This window comes from Microbacterium sp. TPD7012 (genome assembly GCF_003075395.1).
GTDB lineage: Bacteria > Actinomycetota > Actinomycetes > Actinomycetales > Microbacteriaceae > Microbacterium.
In genome coordinates, this window is sequence record NZ_QDFV01000004.1 from 447359 (window position 1) to 471190 (window position 23832).

Below are 23832 nucleotides of genomic sequence, written 5' to 3' on the forward strand. Positions count from 1 at the left end.
GATTCGTCGCACGGCGGCGGGCGTTCAGCCATGCCCGAGTAGGCTTGAGCGGTGACACTCCGCCTCTATGACACCCGCGCTGCGGAACTGCGCGACTTCGTGCCTCTCGATCCCGAGAACATCACGATGTACGTCTGCGGACCCACCGTGCAGTCCGGCCCGCACATCGGCCACGTCAGAGCCGCGCTGAGCTTCGATCTGCTGCGTCGCTGGCTCACGCACCGGTTCGGCCGTGTCACGTTCGTGCGCAACGTCACCGACATCGATGACAAGGTGCTCGCGAACGCGACGGAGGCCGAGCCCTGGTGGGCTCTGGCCTACCGGATGGAGCAGGAGTTCACGGCGGCATATGCCGGAGTCGGCATCCTCGCCCCGACGTATGAGCCGCGGGCGACGGCATCCGTTCCCCAGATGCAGGAGCTCATCTCCCGGCTGATCGACCGTGGCCACGCGTATCCGGCTCCGGACGGCTCGGGCGATGTGTACTTCGACGTGCGCTCGTGGTCCGAGTACGGTGCGCTCACGCATCAGTCCGTCGACGCGATGGAGGCCGCGGAGGACGCGGATCCTCGCGGCAAGCGCAACCCTCAGGACTTCGCCCTCTGGAAGGGCGCCAAGCCGGAGGAACCCGCCGACGCGACCTGGTCGTCCCCGTGGGGGCCCGGACGGCCGGGGTGGCACATCGAGTGCTCCGCGATGTCGAAGCGGTACCTCGGCGCCGAGTTCGACATCCACGGCGGCGGGCTCGATCTGCGCTTCCCGCACCATGAGAACGAGCTCGCCCAGTCGACCGCGGCCGGCGACGCCTTCGCGCGCTACTGGGTGCACAACGGGCTCGTGACCGTCAACGGTCAGAAGATGTCGAAGTCGCTGGGAAACTTCACGCTCGCTGCCGACGTGTTCGAGGAGTTCGACCCGCTCGTGGTGCGCTACGCCCTCGCCGCAGCGCACTATCGGTCGAACCTCGACCTGACCGAGTCGTCGTTCGTCGAGGCGGATGCCGCGCTTGGTCGCATCCGATCGTTCCTCGAGCGCGCGGGGCGACTCGAGAGTCCCTTCACGTGGTCGGCCGAGAGGCCGGCGCAGGAGGCCGAGCGCCCCCATGACGGCGAAGCGGAGCACGGGTTCGTCCTTCCCGCGGCCTTCGGTGATGCGCTCGACGACGACCTCGCGGTCCCGCAGGCGCTTGCTGTCATCCACGACACCGTGCGTCGGGGCAACGGCGCGCTGGATGCCGGTGACGACGCTGCGGCATGGATCGCCGCGTGGAAGGTGCGCGAGATGACCGGCATCCTGGGCATCGACCCCGGCTCGACGCAGTGGCGCGACGGCGCGGACGGCGGCGGCGCCTCGGCATCCGCTCTGGACGCCCTCGTGCAGGCGATGATCACGCAGCGCGCTCAGGCGCGCGCGGACAAGGACTGGGCGGCGGCCGATCGCATCCGTGATGCGATCGCCGCCGCAGGAATCACGCTGGAGGACACTCCGGCCGGAACTCATTGGAGTATCGATGGCTAAGCCAGGGCGCCCCGGCGCGAGCAAGGGAAACAAGAAGGGCCCGACCAAGGGCACCGGCGGACTCGGACGCAAGGCCCTCGAGGGCCGCGGACCGACCCCGAAGGCGGAGGACCGCGCCTGGCACCCGGCCGGCAAGCGCAAGGCCGCGGCCGAGCGGTACGCGGCATCCGGTGGCAAGGGCAAGCCGAACCAGCGCCAGGCGTCGGGCGGAAACCCGAACCGCTCGGCCCGCGCCAAGGACAACACCTCCGAGGCGGAGACGGTCACCGGCCGCAACTCGGTGCTCGAGGCGCTCCGGGCGAAGATCCCGGCGACCGCGTTCCACATCGCGCAGCGCGTGGAGATGGACGACCGCGTCAAGGAGATGCTGTCGATCGCGACCCACCGCGGCATCCCGGTGCTCGAGGTCACCCGCCAGGAGCTCGACCGGATGGCGGGCTTCGACGGCGTGCACCAGGGCGTCGCGATCAAGGTGCCGCCGTATGAGTACGCGCACCCGCAGGATCTGCTCGAGCAGACGATCGATCGCGGCCTGGTGCCGCTGTTCGTCGCGCTCGACGGCATCACCGATCCGCGCAACCTCGGGGCCGTCATCCGCTCGGCCGCCGCGTTCGGGGCACACGGCGTCATCCTCCCGCAGCGGCGCTCGGCCGGCGTCAACTCCGCGGTGTGGAAGACCAGCGCCGGTGCGGTCGCCCGCACCCCGGTGGCGCTCGCGACCAACCTCACGACGCTGCTCAAGGAGTTCAAGAAGCAGGGCGTCTTCATCCTCGGTCTCGCGGGTGACGGCGACGTCTCGCTCCCGGAACTCCAGCTCGCCGACCGTCCTGTCGTCATCGTCGCCGGGTCCGAAGGCAAGGGGCTGTCGCGCCTCGTGCGCGAGACCTGCGACCAGATCGTCTCGATCCCGATCTCCGCGTCCACCGAGTCGCTGAACGCCGGGATCGCCACGTCCGTCGCGCTGTACCAGGTGTCGACGGTCCGCGGCGCGAAGAAGAAGTCCTAGGAGCGCAGCGCATGACTCGCATCGTCGTCCTCGGCGGAACCGGATACGCCGGCCGCCATATCGTCGCGGAGGCCGTGGCCCGCGGGCATGCGGTGATCGCGGTCTCGCGGTCCGAGCCGGGCGATCCGGTGGCGGGCGCCGCGTACGTGCAGCGGTCGGCGCTCGACGTCGACGCGATCGCGGAGACCTTCGAGGGAGCCGACGCCGTCGTGTGGGCGCTGTCTCCGCGGGGCGACATGGAGGACAAGGTGCTCGGCGCACTGCGGCTGGTGGCTGCGAGGCTCGCCGGCACCGAGACGCGTCTCGGCGTGATCGGCGGAGCAGGCGGAAGCCTCGTCGCGCCCGGCGGCCCCCGGCTCTTCGATCAGGACTTCCCCGAGGAGTACAAGGCGGAGGCGCAGGTCGGCATCGACTCGCTCGCCTTCCTGCAGAGCGCGGATGCCGATCTCGACTGGTTCTTCGTGCACCCGGCGGAGGAGTTCGGTCCCTGGGCCGAGGGCGAGCGCACCGGGCACTACCGCGACGGCGGCGACGTGATCGTGCGGGATGCCGACGGGAAGTCGTGGATCTCCGGTGCGGACTTCGCGGTCGCCATGGTCGACGAGATCGAACAGGGCGATCACCACCGCGAACGGTTCACCGTCGGGTACTGAGGTCGGCGGCGGTCAGACCAGGTCGCGCCAGTCGACCTCGTCCTCGTCGTCGGCGAGCGACAGGTTGCCGGTGATCACCGGCAGGCTCATCGTCTCGGTCGGCGGCCCCATGATGGTCGCCTCGTCGCGCCGGTGGCGCAGCACCTCGTTGATGTAGCTCGTCAGCACCTCGGCGAGCGGCACGGACCGCCCCTGCGCCTGCGACAGGTACCAGCGGTGCTCGAGAACCTGATGGAACACCTCGGCCGGCTCGAGCTTGGTGCGCAGCTCGTACGGGATCGCCCGGACGACGGGCTCGAACACGCGCGTGAGCCACTCGTGTGCGTACATCTCCTCGTCGGCCCACTGCTTGGTCGAGCGGGCGCGGAACTCGTCGAGGTCGTTCAGCAGCCGGCGCGCCTGGTTCTCCTCGACGTCGAGACCGGTGAGGCGGATCAGGCGCCGCTGGTGGTGCCCCGCGTCGACGACCTTGGGCTGGATCTCGACGACCGTGCCGTCGGAAGTGGTCGACATCGACATCTCGTCGATGTCGAAGCCCAGGGCGTTGAGGCGCTCGACGCGTTCGGTGATGCGCCAGGTCTCCGCGGCCGAGAAGGACTCCTGCGCGGTCAGCTCGGCCCACAGTGACCGGTACGACGACACGATCCCATCGGCGATCGCCACCGCGTCGACCCCGTGCTCCAGCCGCCCGCCCGCGGCGAGGTCCATGATCTCGCCGGCGATGTTCGTGCGGGCGAGGTCGAGGTCGTATGCGCGCTGGCCCGCGGTCAGACCCTCCTCGTGCAGCTCGCCGGTCTCGGCATCCACCAGGTAGGCGGCGAAGGCGCCGGCGTCACGACGGAAGAGCGTGTTCGAGAGCGAGACGTCGCCCCAGTAGAAGCCCACGTTGTGCAGGCGCACGAGCAGCAGCGCCAGGGCGTCGACGAGACGCGTGGCCGTATCGGGGCGCAGCACGCGGGTGAAGAGGGCGCGGTACGGCATCGAGAAGCGCAGATGCGAGGTGACGAGCGCCGCGGGGAGCGGTTCGCCCGCGGCATCCGTCCGTCCGGCGATCACGGCGACGCGATCGACGCAGGGGACGTCGAGGCGCGCCAGGTTGCCGAGCATGTCGTACTCCCGCTGCGCCATCTCGGCGGTCGTCTCCTTGACGGCGACCACGCGTCCCGAGAGGTCGGCGAACCGCACGAGGTGGCGGGAGAGCCCCTTCGGGAGCGAGACGATCTGCTCGGATGGCCACTTCGCCAGCGTTGTCGACCAGGGGAGGGACAGCAGTCCCGGGTCGACGGTGCTCGCGGTGATCCGCAGCGAATCCTGCATGGCGCTCCAGAGGGCAGTCGGGGGAAAAGCAGACGCGGCGCGGGCGACCCGAAGGTCGACCCGCGCCGCGTCTGAGGGAATTACGAGGCCGAGACGACCGGCTTGTCGTTCAGGCGCTCGCCCGACTCGATGTCGAAGGCGTGCACGTGACCGGCGGTCGCGGCGAGCGTGACGGTCTCACCCGCGTTCGGGTGGTTGCGGCCGTCGACGCGCGCGACGAGGTCGGTGCGCTTGCCGTTGATTTCGGTGTGGCCGTACAGGTAGCCGTCAGCGCCGAGCTCCTCGACGAGGTCGACCGTGACCGAGAGGCCCTTGCCGTCGGCGGGGCCGACGACGATGTCCTCGGGGCGGACGCCGACCGTGACCTGCGAACCGTTCGCACGGCCCACGGTGTCGCGGTCGAGCGGGACGACCTCGGTGCCGAAGCGGATGCCGCCTTCGGCGAGGTCCGCCGAGAACAGGTTCATCGCAGGCGAGCCGATGAAGCCGGCGACGAACACGTTGTTCGGCTTCTCGTACAGGTCGCGCGGCGAGCCGACCTGCTGGAGCAGACCGTCCTTGAGGACCGCGATGCGGTCACCCATGGTGAGGGCCTCGGTCTGGTCGTGCGTGACGTAGACCGTGGTGACGCCGAGACGACGCTGGAGCGACGCGATCTGCGTACGGGTCTGCACACGGAGCTTCGCGTCGAGGTTCGACAGCGGCTCGTCCATGAGGAACACCTGCGGCTGACGGACGATCGCGCGACCCATCGCGACACGCTGACGCTGACCACCCGAGAGGGCCTTCGGCTTGCGGGTCAGGTAGTCCTCGAGGTCGAGGAGCTTCGCGGCCTCGAGAACGCGGGTGGCGCGCTCTTCCTTGTTGACGCCGGCGATCTTGAGCGCGAAGCCCATGTTCTCGGCGACCGTCATGTGCGGGTACAGCGCGTAGTTCTGGAACACCATCGCGATGTCGCGGTCCTTCGGCGGGACGTCGGTCACGTCGCGGTCGCCGATGAGGATGCGGCCGGCGTTGACCTCTTCGAGGCCGGCGAGCATGCGGAGCGAGGTGGACTTACCGCAACCCGAGGGGCCGACCAGGACGAGGAACTCGCCGTCTCCGACCTCGAGGTTCAGCTTGTCGACTGCGGGACGCGTTCCGCCGGGGTACAGGCGAGTGGCGTCATCGAAAGTCACAGATGCCATTGTCATTTCTCCTTCACCGGCAGGTACGTGCCGGACGATCCGTTGTGATGGAAGTGGCGGAACAGGCCGCCATGACCCGTCTTTGGGTCGGAATCAGTATGACACGAACCGTGGCACCTGGGTATTTCTCAGCCTGGCTGGTTAACATCGAACCTGGCCGCGTCACGCGGCGATCGTCGCTCCGAGCGATGGTCGGGGCCAACCCGGACCCCCTCAGACTTTCAAGAGGAACGATGTCGAGCGACGAAACGCCGAACGTCCCCACGCCTCGCAATTCCCGCGAGGCCGTGCGGGAGAAGGCCCAGCAGGTGCACGCCCAGCAGTCCAGGGCGCGTCTCATGCGACGGATCATCATCGGCGCGGTCGCCGTCATCGTCGTCGGCGCGATCGGCACCGCCGTCACCCTCGCGGTGTCCGCTCAGGTGTCCAAGCCGCAGCTCACCCCGACGGGGATGGAGTCGGACGGAGTTGTCGTGAACGACATCTCCGCCGTCGCGGCATCCGATGAGACGCTCACGACGCCGAGCCCCGAGCCGACCGAGGCCGGCGCCACGGAGACTCCCGCGCCCGAGCCGACCGCGCCGGAGCGCGTCGAGATCCACGTGTACGTCGACTACCTGTCGCCGGACGCCGGGGAGTTCGAACGCGCCAACTCGCGCCAGCTCGCCAGCTGGATCTCCGAGGGCGCCGTGTCGGTGAGCTATCACCCCGTCGCCCTGCTGACCGCCAGCTCGAACGGCACCAAGTACTCGCTGCGTGCGGCGGCCGCCGCGGCCTGCGTCGCGACGCACTCCCCGGACAAGTTCTATGCGTTCAACCATGATCTGCTCGACAAGCAGCCCAAGGTCGGCAGTGACGGGCTCTCCGACGAGCAGCTCGCCGACGCCGCAGCGGCCGTGGGCGTCGACAACACCAAAGCGGTGCGATCCTGCATCGTGGACGGCGACTTCGTGACCTGGGCCAAGGACGCGACGACCCGCGCGCTCGACGGTCCGCTCGCCGGGTCCGATGACCTGGTGCTGTCCTCCGCCCCGATGATCGTCGCGAACGGCGACGCGTACATCGGTGCGCTCGACGATCCCGCCGAGTTCGCGCAGTTCGTGCTCACCGTCGACAACGACGCGTCGCAGAAGTCGACCGAGACCCCGTCGCCGACGCCCAGCCCGACCGCGACGCCCACGCCGTAGTTCGGAGCGGGGACGATGCCATCGCTAAGCTGGTGGCGTCCGCCGACTTGGCGCAATTGGTAGCGCACCGTACTTGTAATACAGTCAGTAGCGATATCAAGAGTAAGTGCGGGGTATCAGAGGACCGCTCAGCCCTTCCGGCACTTGCTCAGACCGTCTCACCGATGATCGGCTAATCTCGCTGAATGTGCGGGGTAAGTGCGGGGTTGGGCCATTGGTAACTAGCCCTCGCGGGTGGCGACCCTGCTGGCTAGAACCCAGTCATGGACCTCGGCTCGGTCGTACAGTATGACTCTGCCTCTATCGCCGGTTGGCTTGAAGTACGGCGGGTCGAGGCGCTGCTTTCGGCGCTCACTAAGAATCTCTTCGGTCATCCCCGGAAGGAGCTCGCAGACCTGAGCTGGCGACAGCCATCGATGATCGTCAATCATGAGTCCATCGTCGCAGGCGCCCGGTGGAGCTAGGAAAGCAGGTCTTCCACACCCGCCATAGCTCGCGAGAGTCGGTCGCGGTGTGCGGGACTCTTGTAGGAGCGAGTCATCGAACGCGTCGAATGGCCGACGAGTTCGACGATGAGTTCTTCCGGCACGTCGGCGGCATAGAGGAGGTCGACCGCGGCATGTCTCAAATCGTGCAATCGCACGTGACGGTCCTCGCCGAGCAACTCGCGCTGCACCGCGGGCCACAGTCGGGTCTCCATGTTTGGGTCGATGGGCCGACCCTTTCGCGTGAATACCAGGTCCCACGGGTTCGGCTCCATCGTTGCCAGATGGTGTTCCATCATCTCGCGAAGGGGACTGATGAGCGGGACCGTGCGCCAGCCTGCTTTCGACTTCGGCCGTGTCAGGAAGAAGCCGCCGTAGAGGTGTCGATAGTCGAAGTCCGGGGGAGCGATCGGTCGCCCTGTCTCTCCGCGCCTGAGCGTCTGAAGTTGCCAGCTGATGTCGATGTAATCGCCAACACGATCGACCTCCAGGCCGACGACTTCGCCCCTACGCGCACCCGTGAGGATGTATGTCATCCATTTCAGGCCATCGGGGCGGGTTCCGAGCGCGGTGAGTAGGTGGCGCACCTCGGCGATCGTGGGCACGTCGAGGTCTGGGCGTGCCGGGCGCGGCTGTTCGACGAGTCGTACTGGATTGCGAGTGATTTCCTCCTCGCGCACGGCCACATCGAAGGCTCGGGCCGCGATTGTGTGCACGTTGCGGACCGTGGTCGGTGATCGACCTTCCCTCACGGCATGCTGCATGCGGCGGATATCGGCTGCGCGTACTGATGCCAACGGAGTCCTTGCACCCAACGCTGGCACAATGTGAGTGATCACGGCACTCCGGTAGCCGTCCGCGGTCCGCGGCCTCAGCTGCGGGTAGACACACTCTGCCAACCAGTACTCGAACCACTCGCCAACGGTCGTGACCCCGATACCTGACGGATACTCGCCGGCTCGGGGGAGATCCGTGCCGCTGCGGGATCGCTCGTAGTTGCGCAGGTAAGCCAACGCCGTACCGCGGTCTCCAAATCTCTTCACGCGGCGCTGACGTTTACCGTCCTTGGCGGGCAGTGGAAAAGCGACCGTCCAGCGCCCGTTCTGATCCTGGAAGATGGTGCCAGTGCCCCTCGCGCGACGTATGACCATGCCCAGACCATAGGTCGCGCAGCAACCTCTATTACGTCATACGCAGGTCGACCTGGCGATATCGACGTCAGAAGCGTCAGAAACGTCCCTCGCTCCTGACGGTCCGTGCCTTTTGTTGCATGCGGATCTCTGAGCCGTCGATTCGGGTGGCGTAACGGAGGATGGTCGCGCAGTAGGGTTCACGTATGGGCAGCGTTCAGTACGGCGGCGGGTTGGACCCGATTCATATCGAGGACCGGGCGCTAGCGCACCTCAAGGTGGTCATCGCGACGAAGCTGCGTCGGAACGAGAGCTTCACGCTGTCGTGGCAGCATCCGGAGGAGGAGGTCGGGGGCCGATCGACGATCTGGTTGCACCCGTCGATCCCGCTGCGGTTCACCTTCGATGAGCCGGAGACTCCGCAGCTGAATGCGAAGTGGATCGAAGAGCTCATGCTATCGGCCAACTCGACCGGCGGCATCATGCTCATCGACGAGGTACTCGAGACTCCGGAGGCGTGATCGCGCCAAACGCAAGGGGGTGCCGTTGCGCTGGCTTCTTGCCCCAGGATGGGCTGCATCGCTGGAGAGATCGGGGACAGCATGCCAGTGGGAGACGTCGAGACCCTTCACCGCGACGGGATCTGGTTCAACCAGATAACAGGTCATGCTCGGATCCAAGGTGACCACCGCACAAAGGCTGAGGCGGTGGAGGTCGGTCGCTCCCTCGCGCACGCACTGCAGGTGGCGCACATCGTCAGGGACGAAACCGGTCATGTTCCTGAGCCGCGCAACTAGCGGGTCAGGGGTGGTACGAGCGGAAGGTAGGCGCGCAACAAAGTCGTCAGGTTGGGTAGCCTTCCGCTCCGCGATCGCCCCAGTTCGACGCTCGGCGGAAGGCTCAGAACGCGGCGCAAGTCTTCCCCAGTTCCGCTGTACCGCTGCTCTGCGGGCAGAGTACGCCGTTAAACCATTGGCGTCTAGATGAGCCCTCGCCTATCAACCTCACCAGTGTGGAAGCGGCCGCCGTCGTATCCCTTCACACTCCGGCAGGCCGCAAGATTGCAGGGTTTCGCGCTGCGTTCCCCAGAACGCGACGCATCGGCTGCAACTGCCAACGCTAACGAGCACCGCGGACACGACTAGGGGATTGACAGCGCAGACGGCCTCAGCGGTAGGTTGAGCCTAGATCGCAAGAAATCGCGATCCACGGGCCGGTGGAGTCCCCAGCGAAGCCGGCAGGTGGTCCCGAAGGTACCCCAGACCTGTCGGGACCACCCTCATCATTGGTCTGTCGAACGCTTTCGCCCCCTGGAACGCGTTCCGCGACCGTGAGGCGCTAGTGAAGCTGCAGGCGGGGTCGCCACAGGCCGACTTCACGCCGATCCCGACCCCAAAGTGACCGCCGTCCTCCACCTAGAGTCGGCTCATCAGGCAGACTGAGCGTTTATGAGCGCCTGGAACGTCCAACAGCAAGATGCCTTCGAGCGAGCCTTCGACAAGCTCCCTCAGTATGAGCAGGCTGTCATGGTCGCTGCCATCGAGAAGGTGCTTGGGGTACTCGGGCATGAAGTGTGTGCTACTGAGTGGGGCAAGAACCTGGGTGAAGGGCTCTACGAGTTCCGAGTCAGGAAATCTCTCCGCGCGATCCACGACGAATTTAAAGAGAACGGCGTAGATCTCCCAGCACTTCCGCCCGGCTCCGACCGCGGCGTGCTGCTGCGAGCGTTCTTCACGGTCCACGGTGATCGCATCGTGCTCCTGCTCCACATCTATGACAAAAAGCGTGATCCTTCGGAGAAGCGTCAGCAAAGAGAGATCAAGCGAGCGAGGAAGCTTCTCAAGGCCTGGCTTGAAGAGGAAAAGCGCAAGGCGGCGCTCGAGAGGAAAGGCCGTGCTTGAGTCTATGTCTTTTAAGACATAGACTCGTACTCATCTAGTGGCTGAGAGGAAGATCATGAGCCGGTCGTTCGCAGAGTTCGCCGCCGAGAAGAAGGCCGAGTGGAGCGACGATGCGCGGGCAGTTTACGACGCCGCCGCCGAAGCCTTTGAGTTCGAGATGGCTGAGCGTGTGCGCCTCGGCGCGCTACTCAAGCTTGCCCGGGAAAACCGAGCGCTATCGCAGCCAGCCCTGGCTGCGCGGGCGGATGTCCAGCAAGCGGAGATCAGCCGAATCGAGCGCGGGCTCAGTAACCCCACCGAGTCAACCATCATTCGGTTGACAAAGGCTCTTGACGTACGACTTGTTCTTGAGGACGCGGTATCCGCATAGCATCCTCGTCAACTTAGACAGTACCCATGGCCCGTCGAGCGCCTAAGGGTGCGTTGATCACTGGTACGTGCGGTGAACCTGCCAGCCGTCTATGCCCTTGTGGACGTCGAAAACGAGTGACATTCCGTCCTCGTCCGTCCCTTGGAATCGCCACCCGTAGAGGCCCGTGTGAGCCTCCTCGAGCGGCACAGTCCACGAGGAGTGTCGGAGTCGCGTGGGGGCGTCTGTGACGCGCCATCGTCGGCCGGCGTAGACCATCTGCGTGGGGATGTCGTTGACCATCCATATGGTTGCTGCTTGTTCGATGTTTGGCGTGCTCATGGGTTAAGACCATAGAACGGATGTTCGAAACTTGCTACCTTCGAGTGAAGGCCGGAGGGAGGAAGCCGGCGTGGGGAATCCGGGTGAGCGACTGCGAGCGACGTACGACATGCGGTCGGCTGAGTCTGCGATCAAGTCGGCCGCGCGTTCCGGACCGCTGCAGTCGCTCACCGATCGCGAACTCGATGTGCGCAACCAACCCGTCACGGTGTATCCACACGCCCTACAGTGTCGCGTGAAGGCCTGGATGCGGTTCGGTCCGGAGTCGATCCGCGTCGATGCGAAGTTGATGCGATCGACACCTCTGGCGGCTGGGATCCAGTTCCGCGCTGGCGGCGATCGCTATCGATGTTGGGTGTGGGGCAACGCGGTCACATTGGACGAGCCGGACTCCTAGGGTCTCCACACGGTGGAGACCCGTGGTTCCAACGGACCATTTTGTCGGAGTCGACAAGATGATCAAGCTCTCCACGCGGCTGCGTCTTGTTGGGACCAACAACTCGTCGCTACGGACCTAGAGGTGCTACAGGAAGGTGATGATTTCGTGACGTCACGCAATCATCTCGGGACCATATTCGTGGGGTCGCGAAGACGATCGGCTGCGTCCGCTCAGCGGCGGTGGTCTTCACGTTCCCTGTACGGTTCAGCGCGCCGTCTTCCGTCTTTGCCATCGTCGACCCAGCGCGTGTGAGCGCGCAGACCGTGGAACACGCCCAAGCGGATGACTAGGTAGCTCAGAAGGAGGGCGACGAAGGCTCCCAGCGCCCAGACGAGGATGCTGATGATCCAGGTGATCGCGACCGCGGATTCGATATCCATGACTCGAACCTAGCCAGATTTCGGTCGTCGGCTACGCGATCTCGATATGCGTGGCTCGCATGGCTGACCGACCAGCGACATGAGCGTTTGAGGGGAAGAGGGCGAGAGCTTTGTCGTGAGGCATCGCTAGGGTCACGGTGAACGTCCAGCCGCCTTGGCTGTGCGTACGCGATCAAAGCTACCGAGGAGAGTCCCTTGCCTACGATCATCCCCGCACCGCCCACTGCATCATCTGAGAATGCCGCCCGCACCCAGTTCGACGAGGCCGTTCGAACCCGACTGAACGAAGAGCTGTCAGCGGAGGCGCTCGGCGTCTTCTCCGCCGCGGACTATGGAGCCGATCCTTCCGCGACCTGGCAGGTGAACCGTGATGCCTTTCAGGCCGCAAACAACGCGGCGGTCTCCGCTGGGGGTGGACGTGTAACGGCGCCGGCGGGGGTGTATCTCGCGAAGGGCATCTTCTTGGATTCGCGTGTGGTATTCGACCTCCCCGGGGTGACACTCCAGTCGCCTGATGGCCTGGTACCGAACGTGATCACGACCCGGCTCACGTCGCGCACCGCCTGGGTGGCGAAGGGCTCGAGGGATGTCACCGTGACTGCTGGCGGGATAGCCGGGATCGAGATCGGTAGCCGTGTGGCAGTGTTCGCTGCGGGTGGAATTCTTGACTCGCAGCAGAGCTTGCTATCAACGGCCGTGGACGCATCGAGCACAGTCCTCGCGTTGACGAATGTGACTGGCCTCTCGGTGACGGGCACCTTGATCATCGACGATGAACTGATCTCCTACACGGGGCGCTCCGGCAGCACTCTGACAGGGGTCACACGCGGCGCATACGGCACGACCGCTGCATCCCACACGGCGACAGCACCCATCGGCATCGCCCGTCGACTGTACGCAACCGTGGTCGCGATCTCCGGCGATGTTCTCACCCTCGACCGGCCAGCGCTATCAACTGCTACTGATGTCGCTATCGCCTTCGGAACGGTGAAGTCGGGCATCATCGGCTTCCCGACCATCGATGGCAACAAGCCGATCAACGGAGCCCCTTCGAGCGTGTATGCGGTCCTGGTACAGCTCGCCGCTTGGGGCGAGTACGACCTCCGCATCGTGAACGGAGAAACCGGCGGGATGATGTTCTCCCGCGGCTCTGCCTACAACTTCGGACGCCGCATCCACCTCCACGACAGTTCTGTACCAGCGGCGTCCAAGGGCTCAGCTTTCTGGCTGTACCAGGGCTGCGAGCAGAACCACTTCGAGAACATCACAGTGACCGGCCACTCATGGGTGGGTGTCTACCTGGATGACCGAACTTCCATCAACGAGGAAGGGTGGGATGCCCCGAACTCGTACAACACCTTCGTGACGATCAATATCGACGTCACGCAATCCGCGACTGGTGTACTCAACGTCGTTTCTGGTCGATACAACCGCTTCCTCGGCGGGCGTCTGAAATCGCCGAAGATCGGCATCAACTGCTCCAACAACAGCCAGGGATCCGCAGCGGGGCAGGGCTCGGTGGGCAACGAGTTCACCAGTTACACGCTCAACGTCGGAGAAACGCCCTACACGATCAGCGCGTCGGGGAACCTCCTCCACGATTGCTTCGTGGAAGCGTCACACCAGTCCTTCCCGGGAACGGCTGCTCCTGGGAATACGGTTTACGCCGTGAGTCCTGCACCGGGCGTCGCACCGCTCATGGCCGCTGCCTACCGGCTCAACATGCTTCCGAAATCACGACTCGACACCTGGGACGGGTGGACCATCCTCCCCGCAGCAGGCACGGGCGGTCCGAACGGTGTCATCGACCTGTCTGACACCGCCACAACCTTCAACCCGATCGTCTACAACACCACTCCGATCCCCGTCGGACCAGGAGTTCCCTTGACCGCTTCGGTAGAGGTCACGGTCCCGGCGGGCTACCCAGCGGTCAGCCTTGCGGCCGTGGTTCTCGGATACCGCAACATCTCATCCACAGCTGCGGTGACAAACTCGGTTGTCGGCCCCATCACGGCAATCAATCCGGGCGAGACGAAGCGACTGACCGCGGTGATCCCCGTCACCGCCGCACTCACGGAGGGCGCACGCGTTCAGATCCAGCTCCGGTCCGCGGCCGCTACTGGTCGACGCATCATCGTGAGCCCCGCACCCGTGCTGGAGAAGAACACCACGCAACCCGGGCAGGGATTCAACGGCGACACGGCAGGCGCGCTCTGGGTAGGGGAACCAGATAACTCCGCTTCAGTTCTGTTCGCATGAGGCCGCGGGGCCGTTCTCGACTGTCATCACAGTGAAGAGAGTTCGCGTTCCACGCGGCGTCCAGGGCGTCGTTCAACGATAGGCCGTGCGGTCAACGATTGATGAGCGCGTCCAATCAACGACGAATGACCCCCACCCAGCCCGGGGAGGCTGAGTGGGGGCCTTTGCGGCGACGCGAGTCTCTATCGAGAGAACTCCAGAATGACCTTCTCGGGATCCATCCCAGCCTCGACCGACACTTGATCGATAATCTGCGCCGCCAGGCGTGCGACGGCGAAAGTGATGCCTTGGGCGTTCAGGCCGGGTTGATTACCGTCGACCGCCTGAATAATCTCCGCATACTTCGCGGCGAAATTTCTATTCGCCTCCGTGTTCGCCTCCGTGTTCGCCTCACTGCCGACTATCGTTCGCGAATGGTCCAGCGCAGCTCGCAGAAGATCCGGCACGCGCGAGTTAACTTCCTGGGCGAGTCGCATCCTCGGATCGGATCGGTCCATCGTTTCTCCTTCGCTTGCTCCGAAACCTGAACGTACCGGCTACGCGAGCAGCCCCAACGTTCGCAGCTTCGTCCTCAGGTCATTCACTAGCGTGATCGTACTAGCCAGGTCCGACGCGTTCGCGGGCGGAGCGGCGGGCTGAGTGACTGGCGTCGCTCCGAAGAAGCCGAGCTTCTGACCGGCGTTGGCGCCGATCTTCGTGCCAGCCGCGCCCCCGGCCGTAAGGTTCACCCCATCAGCCAAGCGCGCCTCGGTCGGGAACAGTCGCAGCACGCCGGCGCCTCCGACTGCGAGGCCGAGTTGGTCGGCACCGTCGGAGTAGACGCCCGTGTTCGGGTCGCCCTGGAAGGCGTAGCCTGCCGTGCCGGCACCGCTCACGGGTGCGGCGGATCGGGTGGCCGGAGCCCCGCCGACCGCGACAGAGGTGGCGTAGACCATGTTCTCGCCCGTGTTGGTTCCGAGGGCAGATGCGGTAGCCGCAACGGTCGTGTCATGCAGGTTGTTGCCGGGTGCGAACAGGGTCCATCCCTGCAGTACGTCCAAGTAGAATCCGCCGACGTCGTTGCCGAACGTGGGGGGCTTGGAACCGTCCGCGGTGACACCTTGCGAGTTCTGCGACATGTTGATGCCGACGTTCGGAGACTTGATCGAACCCCCGAGGAACCGGTTGTGGCTCGAGCCGACGATGTTGAGCACGGCGGTCCCGGACCCGACGACGTCGACGGTGGTGTTGGTGAACACGTTCGCGATGTTTGGCGCGTCCCAGTCCTCGGCGGTCGTGGTCCGATCGTCGAGGTACACGGCGACCCACGCGCGCCCCGTGACCGAGAGGCCCATGACGTTGTTGCGGACGCATCCCTGATACAGCCAGAACGCGGAGCCCTTCGACACTGCGGGGATGCCGCAGTTGTGGAGCGTGACGCCACGGATCAGGTTGTCGGCCGCGCCCCGGGTGAGGATGATCCCGCCCTGGTCGCCGTTCTCGACGCGGGTGCCGACGATCTCGGAAAGCCGGGTGAGGGGCCAGTAGATCGCGTACGTGGACGCAGCGGCACCAGTCGGCTCCGCGTTCCCGTCGATTTTCCCACCCGTGATCTTCACGTTCACCGCGCCAACCGACACCTGAGCGTCGGTCACGCCGAGAACGGCGGGCCGGTCGATCGTCAGCGTGGTCCCGGCGATGGCCGTTACCGTAGCGTAGAAGCGGCGAGCGACGCCGATGTTTTCAGCCGTGGTGTGGGCGACTGCGGTGGAGCCGAACGCGCCACGAGTGACGCCCGACAGCATGGCACCGGATCGACCAGTGAAGCTGATGAGCTCTGTCCCGACCTGCAGGACGCCCGCGGTGTTTAGGCCGGTGACTGACACCAGCTGGATGCCACTTGTCTGGCTGCTGGTGATGTCCGCGGAGAGACGGGTGAACTGCGTATCGAGGATGCCGCCCGCGCCCTGAACGGCAACCCGTGCGCCCTCCGCGATTCCAGCCGTCGAGGCGACTGTTACCGCTGTGCCACCCGTGGCGACGGACCCGGTCACGTCGACCTGGCGAGAACTGAGCACGTTCGGCGGCAGACCGTCCGGACTCTTGATAGTGACTCCCGGAAGGAAGAACTCGACGTTCGAGTCCTGCACGATCCCCTTCGCGAGATACTCTCCGCGGCGTGCGGTGACCCGACCGCCGCCCGCTGCAACGGCAGCGTCGTTGGCAGCCTGGAACGCGTCACGATTCACTTGCCAAGTCGCGGCCGGATCCGCGCCGTATGCGTTCGCGGAGAAACCGATCACGGCCGCAAGAGCGGCGTCACCAACCGCGCGACGCGTGTCCGTCTCCGCAGCCACGTACGCGGCGACGGCCTCCTGAGCAGGAACCGCGTTCACTCCAGGGATTCCTGGCGCGCCCGGGTCGCCTGCGTTCCCCTTGTCACCCTTCTCGCCTTTATCGCCGCGACTGCCCTTGAACGAGCCGAGGCGTGTGACGCCAACAGGAAGTGCCATGGTTACTCCTTCACTCCCCACTCATTCGGGGGTGTCATGTCGACGTAAAGACCAGAAGGGACAGGGTCCGCGGGCCACGGTGGACCGACCCAGACCGCCAGCAGCGATCCGCCGTTCATGCCGCCGACGTTCCCGCCGCCAGCAACCGCGGTGAACTTCCATACGTCCGTGCCAGCGTGATACGTGCCATCGATCGTCTGCCCGAACCGGGCGACCTCGATGATGTAGCCCACCCCAGAACGTCCACCGGCTGTCGGCGTGAGGTCTCCCGAGGGGATGAGGTTCATTGTGAACGCGCCTGTAACCGGGTCCACTGCCACCGGCACCGGCACGTCTGAGATCAGGCCGTCCGGACCAAATGCCTCAACCTCCGGATGCACGGCCATGCGTGGCATGAGGGGTGTCAGAACGCCCAAGCCGATGTCAGCCAGGGTTCCCGTGTATGCGTAGGTGGGCATGGGTACTCCTACTTGTTGACTCGGGAAGCTGCCGCCTGAATGCTCGCCTCACGCTCAGAAGGCGTCGCGTCGATCAGGGAAGTCAGGATCTCGTCACGATCGGGACCGCCAACCGGAATCAGAACAGGTTCCGTTGCGTCGTAGACGGGCGGCTTCGCGAGACCGAGGAGCCAGCCGAACTTCGGGGACACGTACAGCTCGAACAGCCGAACCGCGAGGTAGTACACGCCGGCGAACGCACCGCCGACAGCGAGAGTCAGCGCCGTCTCGAACTCAGGATCGAGCGCGATGCCAGCCGTGGTGAACCATGCCAGCACAGCGCCGACCACGATGGGCGTGAAGGTTCGGACGAGAGAGTCGAACAGGGTCTTCATGGGGTTACTCCTTGGGGGTTGTTACTGATTGCGGATCGCGCGCTCTCCGGGGAGCTGCAGATGCCGCTGGTAGATGTGGACGACCCACGCGAGAACGACGAGCGTCAGGTACAGTGCGAACGCCACCCACTCGCGACCAGGGAAGCCGCCCGTGAACCGGACTAGGCCGATGAACCCGACCGTGAAGATCAGCCCCACCTTCTGGGCCAGAAGCATCCGAGTGATGGGGGTGAGAGAACGGATTCGAACCAGCTTCCGAAGCCAGCGCGCGCCCGGGACAGGTGTCGTCACCTGGTAGAACACGAAACGGATCAGAGGGATGATCCACGACAGCAGGACGATCAGGATCAGGTCATCGATGCTCATCAGGCTCCCCTCCATGCGGCTTCTACCCGCTCGCCAATGTGATTGACGACACCGTGCTCGTGCATGCGCCCCGCCAGTTGCGAGATCTCCACGGTTCGAGCTCGTGCCGTATCCAATGACGCCTGCGCGTCTTTCTGCGCCGCCTCAGCGGCATCCCAGTCAGCGCCGACGATCTTTCGGAACAGTCGTTTCAGCATCCGAGTCACCCCCCTTCAAGGGGAGAGCATCAAGAACACGGGCAGACACGGTGGTCGAACTCGCGAGGAGAGTGATCTGCTTCTCTTTCTCGCGCCCCGATGCCTGCTCCGTGAAGTACGCGTTCTTCCACGCGTCAGCCACACTCTTCGGCACCAGTCGACCCGTGAGGATCAGAATGACGACGATGGTGAGCAAGGCCGTTGCGCCGATGTCGCGAATGTTCGCATCAGCGAAGAGGGACACGATGTCCATGTTGGCCCCCTCCCCGCTTTGCCTTCGCGCGCATCAACCTTCCACGTCAGCCGTGAGCACCAGTCCGTCTAGTGCCTTCTTCGCGCCCCGCTCGGCCGCCGCAGAGATCGCGTTCATGTCGAGCACGGCACCCGAACCCTGAGCGAGCTGCTCCACGACTTCCTCGATCGCAGCGAGGCGTCCTGCCTGTGAAGCGATGAGTGTCTGGTTGTGGATCACGATGGGCAGGAGGCCATATGCGGACGACTGAACATCGCCGTACACGTTCTGCCACCCGAGCGGACTGGTTGTTGCCGTCTCGCCGTTGTTGGGGCCGAACAGTGCCTTGTACACCGCGTCGATCTGCTGCTCTGCGCGCGCGCTCATGTCGTCCTCGTCTCCTCCGCCACCGCTGGCGGAACCTGATGTGTCTGCGTAGTCCATGAAGTCGACCGTGTAAGGCCGACCGTTGCGGTCGTAGCCGAAGTTCGAAGCGTGCGTCGGCCAGAGCGTCACATGCGTGTGTGCGCCACCCGTCTCGGCGACGTTCCACGACCAGTCCTCTTCGCCATACCCCGACGCGCCAGACCATCCGAGGACTTCACCCCGGCGAACGAACCCGGACGCGCGACGGATGGATGACAGGTGCATGGCTCGGAAGCGCATCCCGTTGTCGAGGTCGACACCCACCCATCGACCTGTCGCGGGGACGATCGAGTTGCCGGTGTCGTAGATGCGACCATTGGCCGGCGCGAGAACAGGTGTGCCGATCGGGCAGAAGAAGTCCGTCCCCGGTTCTGATGAACGCGGAGACCGGCGCTGATGCGATGCCCACGAACTCATGCTGCGCGGGCCAACAGGCAGAAGCAGATCACCCATTGTCGTCACTCCACTCCTCGGGTTCCTCGGTCGGCTTCTCTTCCTCAAGCAGGAAGTCGCCACCGAACCGCTCCGCTTTCACCAGCCATGAGAAACGACCGCCTGGAGTCCCAGTGACCGTGAACTTGCCATCCTCAATGTCGGTCCAGTCGGCGTTGAAACCTCTGCCCGTGACGAGTACGCTCCGGTTCTCCGGTTTCGCCAGATCCTCGAAGTAGTCCGCGAGCTCGACGACGAACTTGCCATCAGCGCCCAACACCTCGTTGCCCCAGTACTCGATGCCCGAGACGGGAGACTCCGTGGAACCATGACGCAGCCAATGCGTTTCAGGCTTCGACGGGTGCACCATGCGGAACGACTTCGGGCCAACGACGTCGAGCTCGCCCGCCGTGATCTTCCCCAGCACCAGCGCATCACTCGCAGCCAGCAGCCCCGTAACGCGGACGGAAGTGGAGGCCGCACCAGTCAGGTACACGGTGCCCGAGGACCGGATCGTGCCACCCAAGTCGCCGTCGATCTGCAGAGACCCGAGTTGGATCATTCCACCACCGGTCGGCGTGATCGTAACGGCGCCGGCTTGGATCAGCCCACCCAGGACATTCAGCGTCGTCGCCAGGGTCGTGACGCCGCCGATGTACATCGTGCCGCTGAACGCCGAATTGCCCGTGACGTTCAGAGTGCCGCGGAAGATCGACGGACCCGTCCAATCGATCGTTCCCGAGCCGTTCAGTGCGCCAGTGATGTTCGCCGACCCCGTGACATCAAGGCCACCGTTCTCGATGATGATGTGCCCACCATCACGAACCGTGAAGTTCGCTCGAGAAATCGACGTGTTCTGCATCGTCGCAACACCCTGATTGCGTTGCGCGCGCTTCTGATCCGCGGCAGCACCTCGCCCTGGATGATGAACCATCAGGCACCCCCCACAGGCTGAACGCCAACCGTCTTCGTGTCGGACATGTCGCCACTGATCTTCACGACGCGACGCGTGTACCAGCCGTCATCAATCCACGGGTCACCATCGAAACGCAGACGCAGAGTGTCGCCCACGTCAACCTGCGTGTCGGCAGTCACTTGCAGATCCCACTGCTCTGTCGGCTGGCCATAGGTGACCAGATCCTGGCCCGCCATCATCGACAGTTGCGATGTCGAGGTGACCGTCTTCGACTGCGTGACCCGTTCAAGCAGAGGCAACGCCGAACCCACATCGAGATTCGAAATCGCCAACATGTCAACCTCAGAACCCTCGCCAACACGGATCGAGTTGTTCATCATGCGGATGCCGTCGATCGTCTCGGAGAACCCTGTGACCGGAGACTCGTCCGCCGTTGCAGAGAACTCACTCGTTGCACCCGACGACCACGGGACACCAGAGTTCGTCACCCACCCGACCGCGCCCGGATCACCCCAGCCCGGACGGAAGTAGATGTCCAGCCCTTGTTCCATCAGGTCATTCAGGTAGTCCGTCACCGTCGTCAGGTGATACCCGAAGTAGGTGCGAGAGACAGACGGTCCTGACGGTGCGACGCCCGGGATCGTCAGCGGGAAGAACGCATCAGGCGTGCCCGTGTACGAATCGCGCGCCCACACAAGCCCAGTGTTCAGATGGACACCGAGAACTCCGACGACCGTCTCGGCCCACTCCTCGACGTGCTCCTCGGAGTGATCCACGGCCAGGCGCGTGTTCATCAGAGACCAGAGATCTCCCAGCGGGACGTTCACCATGCTCGATCCACGCTTGTACGTGCGGCCATGGATGTACCCGTTGTATTCGATCTGACCGTCACGCTCGAACGCGAGCATGTACCGCCACGGATGCAGAAGTGCTTTCAGTGCCGCCTTGCCGAACGAACCATCCAGCGGAACCGTCGCCCGAGACCCAGAATCGCCGGCAGACAGAAGACGCTCATACGACCGAGCAGACGCCGGGATCGTATCCACCTTTACGCCAGTGATGCCGTCACACACATGAGTCAGAAGCTCGGCCACAACAACCTCGCTTCTACATGAACGTGTCGGTCACCCTCTGCGTGAGAGTTCGAGCACTACTGATCGTCGCCGTCACACCAGGAAGACCCGGTGGAATCGTCCACGGCTGATACGTACCGATCGCATTCGACTGACGGACACCACCCAGGAACAACCCCGCCGTAGCGAAGTCGATCTCATGAGCACCAGCAGGAGCCGTCGTCACCGTCACCACACGACCACCAGGACCAGTGACCGTGTAGCCACCAGTGCCGGCGCCGACCAGGAGGCGCGGTGTGGCGGGGAAGTTGCCACGCTGAGCGGCGGCAGTCCCGGCGGGGAACTCCCGGACCTCGCCGTAAGTCCGTGGATCGGCCGACCAGAACGTGACGAGGAAGCGAGCCGTCGTCGCATCCAGTTGAGTCATCTGCGTGGCCGACGCCAACCGCACATCGCACCAGCGAGAACCCAGCGGGCCTTCCATAGCCAACCGAGACGACGAGCCATCAGCAAGCAACCCCGAAAGCCGAGCCTGCATATGCTCAAGACCCTCAGGAGTACGCGACGACATGTGACCAGAAACCGGGATGACACGCGGCGACAGAAAACCTTGCATGTCGAACGAACCATGAGCAGACGGACGCGCGATCTCTTCACGCCGAACGTCCACCCCGCCCCAGAAGCTCTTGATGCCATCCGGGTCCAGGACGAACCAGTCGCCATGATGGTCAGCGGGCCAACCCTGAAACTCGATACTCCCGATGCGGGCGCGACGATCAGCACGCATCAGGCACCCCGCAGTTCGTAGTCCAACCGCTCCGCAGCGATACGACCAATAGTCGTCTCATCCATTCCCGGCGCAGGATGAATGTCCATCTGCACCGACCTGCCCGAACCAGACCCGCCGATACCCTCAGCGAGAGCGCGGTTCAGCAACCCGGTGTCCACGACCGACTCAGCGCGACCCGCTTCAGCGAGAACCGCGAGCGTGCCACCCCGGCGAGGGAGGACAGTTCCACCCTCCGCCAGGTGGGGGAGCTTTGGCACCGAGAAATCGATCGTTCCGCCCGTGACGTCAGAGACAAAGTTGCCGACCTCATTGAGCGCGTTGAGGAAGTCGTTGATGATGTCGATGAAGACGTTCAGGACTCCCTTACCGATATTCACGATCCCCTCGAATAGGCCACCAAAGATGTCCTGGATCCCCTGCCACGCCTTCTCCCAGTCGCCTGTGAAGACGCCTGTGAGGAAGGTGATCACACCGCCGAGGACGGCGACAAGAGTGTCAACAACCGGGATAAGGATGGCGCTGATTGTGTCGACAACGCCCTGGATGATCGGGATGAGAGCGGCGATCACGGTCTGCAAGATCGGGAAGATTGCAGTGATCAGCTGCATCAGCGGATCGATCAGCGGAAGTACCGCAAGCAGAACCTGCGCGATGATTCCCGCAAGCTGAGTGATGATCGGCATCAGTGGCGGAAGGATCTGCGCCAGTAGCTGTGAGAAGACCCCGACAACCTGGGTGAGCACCGGCATCAACGCGGCCAGCACTTGTCCCAGCGCGCCACCGATGACAGAAGCCACTTCGCCCAGCGTGCTCGCGAGAAGCGGGATGACCGGACCGAGAACCTGGAACGCCAGAAGCACGGGGGAGAACTGTGTGCCGAGCTCGAAGATCTGACCAATCAGCGGCCCCACTGCATCGAAGATGCCACGCAAGACCTCGCCGAATGTGATCGCGTTCTTCACCAAGCCAAGCGGGAGAAACGAGTCCTCTTCCATGAGGTTGCCGGTAAACCCGACCGAGACCACCTTGATCAGCTCGCCGACCGTTGCGCCGAAGGTGGCGGCCCTCTCTTCAAGGGGTGCAAGGTTCGCAGTGATGGTCTGCAGCAATGGGGCAATCTGATCGAAAACGCCGCCCAGAAGACCCGCACCGATGCGTCCAAGAGAAGCCTGCAGGTTGTCGAACGAGCCCTGCACGGTGCCACCCATTGCGGCCGCAACGTTCCCACCCGCAGCCTCGGCAGCTGCCGAGAACTCGGCGAACGAGATCTCGCCGGCTGAGGCGAGCTCGAACACCTCATCAGTGGAGACGCCCAACAGTTCGGAGAGCTTCTGATAGATCGGGATACCCCGGTCAGAAAGCTGCTGCAGAGTGTCGTTCTGCGCCTTACCCGTGGATGCGACCTTCGCGAAGATCGAACCCATCTCATCCATCGACCCACCAGCAGCCGCGGCGGTGTTCGCGATCGTCTTGAGCGTGGACGCCATCTCTTCGCCAGGACCGATACCAGTGGCGGCAAGCTGGGCGGCGACCGTGGCCGCATCGCCGAGCCCGAATGCGGTGCCCTTGACGGACTCGAGCGCGTTGGCCATCAATCCGTCGACATCCTGCGCCGCGAAGCCAAGGCCTTCCATCTTGGCCGTGGCCTGATCAATGGAGTTGAGGCGTGCGAAACCCTTGGTCAGGGCCACGCCGAGAGTCCCGACAGCTGCAGCGCCCACCGCTGCTGCACCAATGAGGGCAGCGCCTCCGAGCCCCTTCATCAGCGACCCGCCGAGACTGGAGCCCCGCTTCTCCAACTGAGAATCGAGTCCGGACGTGCCCTTGGAAATCGAGCCCGCGAGGCCCTTGGTGTCGGCGACGATGCTCACATACGCGGTGGCGAGTTCGACGGCCATAGCCACCTCCAGGGACATTTCTGTC

At 64.6% G+C, this 23832-nt stretch carries 25 protein-coding genes; 9 read left to right on the plus strand and 16 right to left on the minus strand.

Annotated features, from left to right (window positions below; all coding sequences use genetic code 11):
• Nucleotides 1–51 precede the first annotated feature (51 nt).
• The 3 genes from cysS to DC434_RS13665 are packed head-to-tail and all read left to right on the plus strand — an operon-like array spanning nucleotide 52 to nucleotide 3177.
• Complete coding sequence (gene cysS, locus DC434_RS13655; protein ID WP_116635816.1) at nucleotides 52–1518, plus strand: cysteine--tRNA ligase; 1467 nt, start codon at nucleotides 52–54, stop codon at nucleotides 1516–1518.
• Nucleotides 1511–2524 (plus strand): 23S rRNA (guanosine(2251)-2'-O)-methyltransferase RlmB, encoded by a 1014-nt coding sequence (gene rlmB, locus DC434_RS13660; RefSeq protein WP_116635817.1) that lies wholly within the window; start codon nucleotides 1511–1513, stop codon nucleotides 2522–2524. Before cysS ends, rlmB begins: the two co-directional genes overlap by 8 nt.
• An 11-nt stretch (nucleotides 2525–2535) precedes the next feature.
• Entirely contained in the window at nucleotides 2536–3177 is a 642-nt protein-coding gene (locus tag DC434_RS13665; protein WP_116635818.1) for an NAD(P)H-binding protein, read from the plus strand.
• 12 nt (nucleotides 3178–3189) lie between these two features.
• Here the strand turns inward: DC434_RS13665 and DC434_RS13670 are convergent, their stop codons facing one another.
• Together DC434_RS13670 and ugpC are read right to left on the minus strand one after the other, a co-directional pair.
• On the minus strand, nucleotides 3190–4494 hold the full coding sequence (locus DC434_RS13670) for a DUF4032 domain-containing protein (RefSeq protein WP_116635819.1): 1305 nt from the start codon (nucleotides 4492–4494) through the stop codon (nucleotides 3190–3192).
• Nucleotides 4495–4574: 80 nt separating this feature from the next.
• The gene (ugpC, locus tag DC434_RS13675) at nucleotides 4575–5681 is read right to left on the minus strand and encodes a sn-glycerol-3-phosphate ABC transporter ATP-binding protein UgpC (protein WP_116635820.1); all 1107 of its coding nucleotides are present in this window, start codon (nucleotides 5679–5681) and stop codon (nucleotides 4575–4577) included.
• A 233-nt stretch (nucleotides 5682–5914) separates the two neighbouring features.
• On the opposite strand from ugpC, the gene DC434_RS13680 reads away from it, so the two are divergent.
• Nucleotides 5915–6868, plus strand: a complete 954-nt coding sequence (locus DC434_RS13680; protein ID WP_116635821.1) for a thioredoxin domain-containing protein — start codon at nucleotides 5915–5917, stop codon at nucleotides 6866–6868.
• Nucleotides 6869–7328: 460 nt separating this feature from the next.
• On the opposite strand, the gene DC434_RS13690 is transcribed toward DC434_RS13680, so the two are convergent.
• Nucleotides 7329–8504, minus strand: a complete 1176-nt coding sequence (locus DC434_RS13690) for a tyrosine-type recombinase/integrase (RefSeq protein ID WP_116635823.1) — start codon at nucleotides 8502–8504, stop codon at nucleotides 7329–7331.
• A gap of 185 nt (nucleotides 8505–8689) precedes the next feature.
• Here DC434_RS13690 and DC434_RS13695 point away from each other — a divergent pair, with 185 nt between their 5' ends.
• The 4 genes from DC434_RS13695 (at nucleotide 8690) to DC434_RS13710 (ending at nucleotide 10754) form a co-directional block, all read left to right on the plus strand.
• Nucleotides 8690–9004, plus strand: a complete 315-nt coding sequence (locus DC434_RS13695) for a hypothetical protein (RefSeq protein WP_116635824.1) — start codon at nucleotides 8690–8692, stop codon at nucleotides 9002–9004.
• Between the two features lie 81 nt (nucleotides 9005–9085).
• Entirely contained in the window at nucleotides 9086–9280 is a 195-nt protein-coding gene (locus DC434_RS13700) for a DUF2188 domain-containing protein (RefSeq protein ID WP_116635825.1), read from the plus strand.
• Between the two features lie 651 nt (nucleotides 9281–9931).
• Nucleotides 9932–10384, plus strand: a complete 453-nt coding sequence (locus DC434_RS13705) for a type II toxin-antitoxin system RelE/ParE family toxin (RefSeq protein ID WP_116635826.1) — start codon at nucleotides 9932–9934, stop codon at nucleotides 10382–10384.
• 55 nt (nucleotides 10385–10439) lie between these two features.
• Nucleotides 10440–10754, plus strand: a complete 315-nt coding sequence (locus DC434_RS13710) for a helix-turn-helix transcriptional regulator (protein WP_116635827.1) — start codon at nucleotides 10440–10442, stop codon at nucleotides 10752–10754.
• 57 nt (nucleotides 10755–10811) lie between these two features.
• Here DC434_RS13710 and DC434_RS13715 read toward each other — a convergent pair whose 3' ends face one another.
• Nucleotides 10812–11075: a hypothetical protein gene (locus tag DC434_RS13715; RefSeq protein WP_116635828.1), complete on the minus strand. Its 264-nt coding sequence runs from the start codon at nucleotides 11073–11075 to the stop codon at nucleotides 10812–10814.
• 609 nt (nucleotides 11076–11684) lie between these two features.
• Nucleotides 11685–11894: a hypothetical protein gene (locus DC434_RS13725; protein ID WP_116635829.1), complete on the minus strand. Its 210-nt coding sequence runs from the start codon at nucleotides 11892–11894 to the stop codon at nucleotides 11685–11687.
• 195 nt (nucleotides 11895–12089) lie between these two features.
• Here DC434_RS13725 and DC434_RS13730 point away from each other — a divergent pair, with 195 nt between their 5' ends.
• Nucleotides 12090–14153, plus strand: coding sequence for a hypothetical protein (locus tag DC434_RS13730; RefSeq protein ID WP_133192805.1), 2064 nt, complete (start codon nucleotides 12090–12092; stop codon nucleotides 14151–14153).
• Between the two features lie 182 nt (nucleotides 14154–14335).
• Here DC434_RS13730 and DC434_RS13735 read toward each other — a convergent pair whose 3' ends face one another.
• The 11 genes from DC434_RS13735 to DC434_RS13785 form a co-directional block, all read right to left on the minus strand.
• Nucleotides 14336–14650, minus strand: coding sequence for a hypothetical protein (locus tag DC434_RS13735; protein WP_116635831.1), 315 nt, complete (start codon nucleotides 14648–14650; stop codon nucleotides 14336–14338).
• Between the two features lie 39 nt (nucleotides 14651–14689).
• Nucleotides 14690–16645: a collagen-like protein gene (locus DC434_RS13740; protein WP_133192806.1), complete on the minus strand. Its 1956-nt coding sequence runs from the start codon at nucleotides 16643–16645 to the stop codon at nucleotides 14690–14692.
• A gap of 2 nt (nucleotides 16646–16647) precedes the next feature.
• Nucleotides 16648–17103: a hypothetical protein gene (locus DC434_RS13745; protein ID WP_116635833.1), complete on the minus strand. Its 456-nt coding sequence runs from the start codon at nucleotides 17101–17103 to the stop codon at nucleotides 16648–16650.
• Between the two features lie 8 nt (nucleotides 17104–17111).
• Nucleotides 17112–17477, minus strand: a complete 366-nt coding sequence (locus DC434_RS13750; protein ID WP_116635834.1) for a hypothetical protein — start codon at nucleotides 17475–17477, stop codon at nucleotides 17112–17114.
• Between the two features lie 21 nt (nucleotides 17478–17498).
• Nucleotides 17499–17843, minus strand: a complete 345-nt coding sequence (locus tag DC434_RS13755) for a hypothetical protein (protein WP_116635835.1) — start codon at nucleotides 17841–17843, stop codon at nucleotides 17499–17501.
• 159 nt (nucleotides 17844–18002) lie between these two features.
• On the minus strand, nucleotides 18003–18293 hold the full coding sequence (locus DC434_RS13760; RefSeq protein WP_116635836.1) for a hypothetical protein: 291 nt from the start codon (nucleotides 18291–18293) through the stop codon (nucleotides 18003–18005).
• A 33-nt stretch (nucleotides 18294–18326) separates the two neighbouring features.
• The gene (locus DC434_RS13765; protein ID WP_165808069.1) at nucleotides 18327–19115 is read right to left on the minus strand and encodes a M23 family metallopeptidase; all 789 of its coding nucleotides are present in this window, start codon (nucleotides 19113–19115) and stop codon (nucleotides 18327–18329) included.
• 28 nt (nucleotides 19116–19143) lie between these two features.
• Entirely contained in the window at nucleotides 19144–19992 is an 849-nt protein-coding gene (locus DC434_RS13770) for a hypothetical protein (protein ID WP_116635838.1), read from the minus strand.
• A gap of 71 nt (nucleotides 19993–20063) precedes the next feature.
• On the minus strand, nucleotides 20064–21140 hold the full coding sequence (locus tag DC434_RS13775) for a hypothetical protein (protein WP_133192810.1): 1077 nt from the start codon (nucleotides 21138–21140) through the stop codon (nucleotides 20064–20066).
• Between the two features lie 13 nt (nucleotides 21141–21153).
• Entirely contained in the window at nucleotides 21154–21906 is a 753-nt protein-coding gene (locus tag DC434_RS19970) for a hypothetical protein (RefSeq protein ID WP_133192811.1), read from the minus strand.
• Nucleotides 21906–23807, minus strand: a complete 1902-nt coding sequence (locus DC434_RS13785) for a tape measure protein (RefSeq protein ID WP_165808070.1) — start codon at nucleotides 23805–23807, stop codon at nucleotides 21906–21908. Before DC434_RS13785 ends, DC434_RS19970 begins: the two co-directional genes overlap by 1 nt.
• Between the last annotated feature and the right edge of the window lie 25 nt (nucleotides 23808–23832).

What these genes read in the sequence shown, in the direction of transcription:
- DC434_RS13680 (WP_116635821.1), top strand. Translation starts at nt 5,915, where the DNA reads ATGTCGAGCGACGAAACGCCGAACGTCCCCACGCCTCGCAATTCCCGC.
- ugpC (WP_116635820.1), bottom strand. Translation starts at nt 5,681, where the DNA reads ATGGCATCTGTGACTTTCGATGACGCCACTCGCCTGTACCCCGGCGGA.
- DC434_RS13665 (WP_116635818.1), top strand. Translation starts at nt 2,536, where the DNA reads ATGACTCGCATCGTCGTCCTCGGCGGAACCGGATACGCCGGCCGCCAT.
- DC434_RS13735 (WP_116635831.1), bottom strand. Translation starts at nt 14,650, where the DNA reads ATGGACCGATCCGATCCGAGGATGCGACTCGCCCAGGAAGTTAACTCG.
- DC434_RS13785 (WP_165808070.1), bottom strand. Translation starts at nt 23,807, where the DNA reads ATGGCCGTCGAACTCGCCACCGCGTATGTGAGCATCGTCGCCGACACC.
- DC434_RS19970 (WP_133192811.1), bottom strand. Translation starts at nt 21,906, where the DNA reads ATGCGTGCTGATCGTCGCGCCCGCATCGGGAGTATCGAGTTTCAGGGT.
- DC434_RS13770 (WP_116635838.1), bottom strand. Translation starts at nt 19,992, where the DNA reads ATGCAGAACACGTCGATTTCTCGAGCGAACTTCACGGTTCGTGATGGT.
- rlmB (WP_116635817.1), top strand. Translation starts at nt 1,511, where the DNA reads ATGGCTAAGCCAGGGCGCCCCGGCGCGAGCAAGGGAAACAAGAAGGGC.
- DC434_RS13760 (WP_116635836.1), bottom strand. Translation starts at nt 18,293, where the DNA reads ATGGACATCGTGTCCCTCTTCGCTGATGCGAACATTCGCGACATCGGC.
- DC434_RS13690 (WP_116635823.1), bottom strand. Translation starts at nt 8,504, where the DNA reads ATGGTCATACGTCGCGCGAGGGGCACTGGCACCATCTTCCAGGATCAG.
- DC434_RS13670 (WP_116635819.1), bottom strand. Translation starts at nt 4,494, where the DNA reads ATGCAGGATTCGCTGCGGATCACCGCGAGCACCGTCGACCCGGGACTG.
- DC434_RS13710 (WP_116635827.1), top strand. Translation starts at nt 10,440, where the DNA reads ATGAGCCGGTCGTTCGCAGAGTTCGCCGCCGAGAAGAAGGCCGAGTGG.
- DC434_RS13765 (WP_165808069.1), bottom strand. Translation starts at nt 19,115, where the DNA reads ATGAGTTCGTGGGCATCGCATCAGCGCCGGTCTCCGCGTTCATCAGAA.
- DC434_RS13725 (WP_116635829.1), bottom strand. Translation starts at nt 11,894, where the DNA reads ATGGATATCGAATCCGCGGTCGCGATCACCTGGATCATCAGCATCCTC.
- DC434_RS13740 (WP_133192806.1), bottom strand. Translation starts at nt 16,645, where the DNA reads ATGGCACTTCCTGTTGGCGTCACACGCCTCGGCTCGTTCAAGGGCAGT.
- DC434_RS13715 (WP_116635828.1), bottom strand. Translation starts at nt 11,075, where the DNA reads ATGAGCACGCCAAACATCGAACAAGCAGCAACCATATGGATGGTCAAC.
- DC434_RS13750 (WP_116635834.1), bottom strand. Translation starts at nt 17,477, where the DNA reads ATGAAGACCCTGTTCGACTCTCTCGTCCGAACCTTCACGCCCATCGTG.
- DC434_RS13755 (WP_116635835.1), bottom strand. Translation starts at nt 17,843, where the DNA reads ATGAGCATCGATGACCTGATCCTGATCGTCCTGCTGTCGTGGATCATC.
- DC434_RS13700 (WP_116635825.1), top strand. Translation starts at nt 9,086, where the DNA reads ATGCCAGTGGGAGACGTCGAGACCCTTCACCGCGACGGGATCTGGTTC.
- DC434_RS13745 (WP_116635833.1), bottom strand. Translation starts at nt 17,103, where the DNA reads ATGCCCACCTACGCATACACGGGAACCCTGGCTGACATCGGCTTGGGC.
- DC434_RS13695 (WP_116635824.1), top strand. Translation starts at nt 8,690, where the DNA reads ATGGGCAGCGTTCAGTACGGCGGCGGGTTGGACCCGATTCATATCGAG.
- DC434_RS13705 (WP_116635826.1), top strand. Translation starts at nt 9,932, where the DNA reads ATGAGCGCCTGGAACGTCCAACAGCAAGATGCCTTCGAGCGAGCCTTC.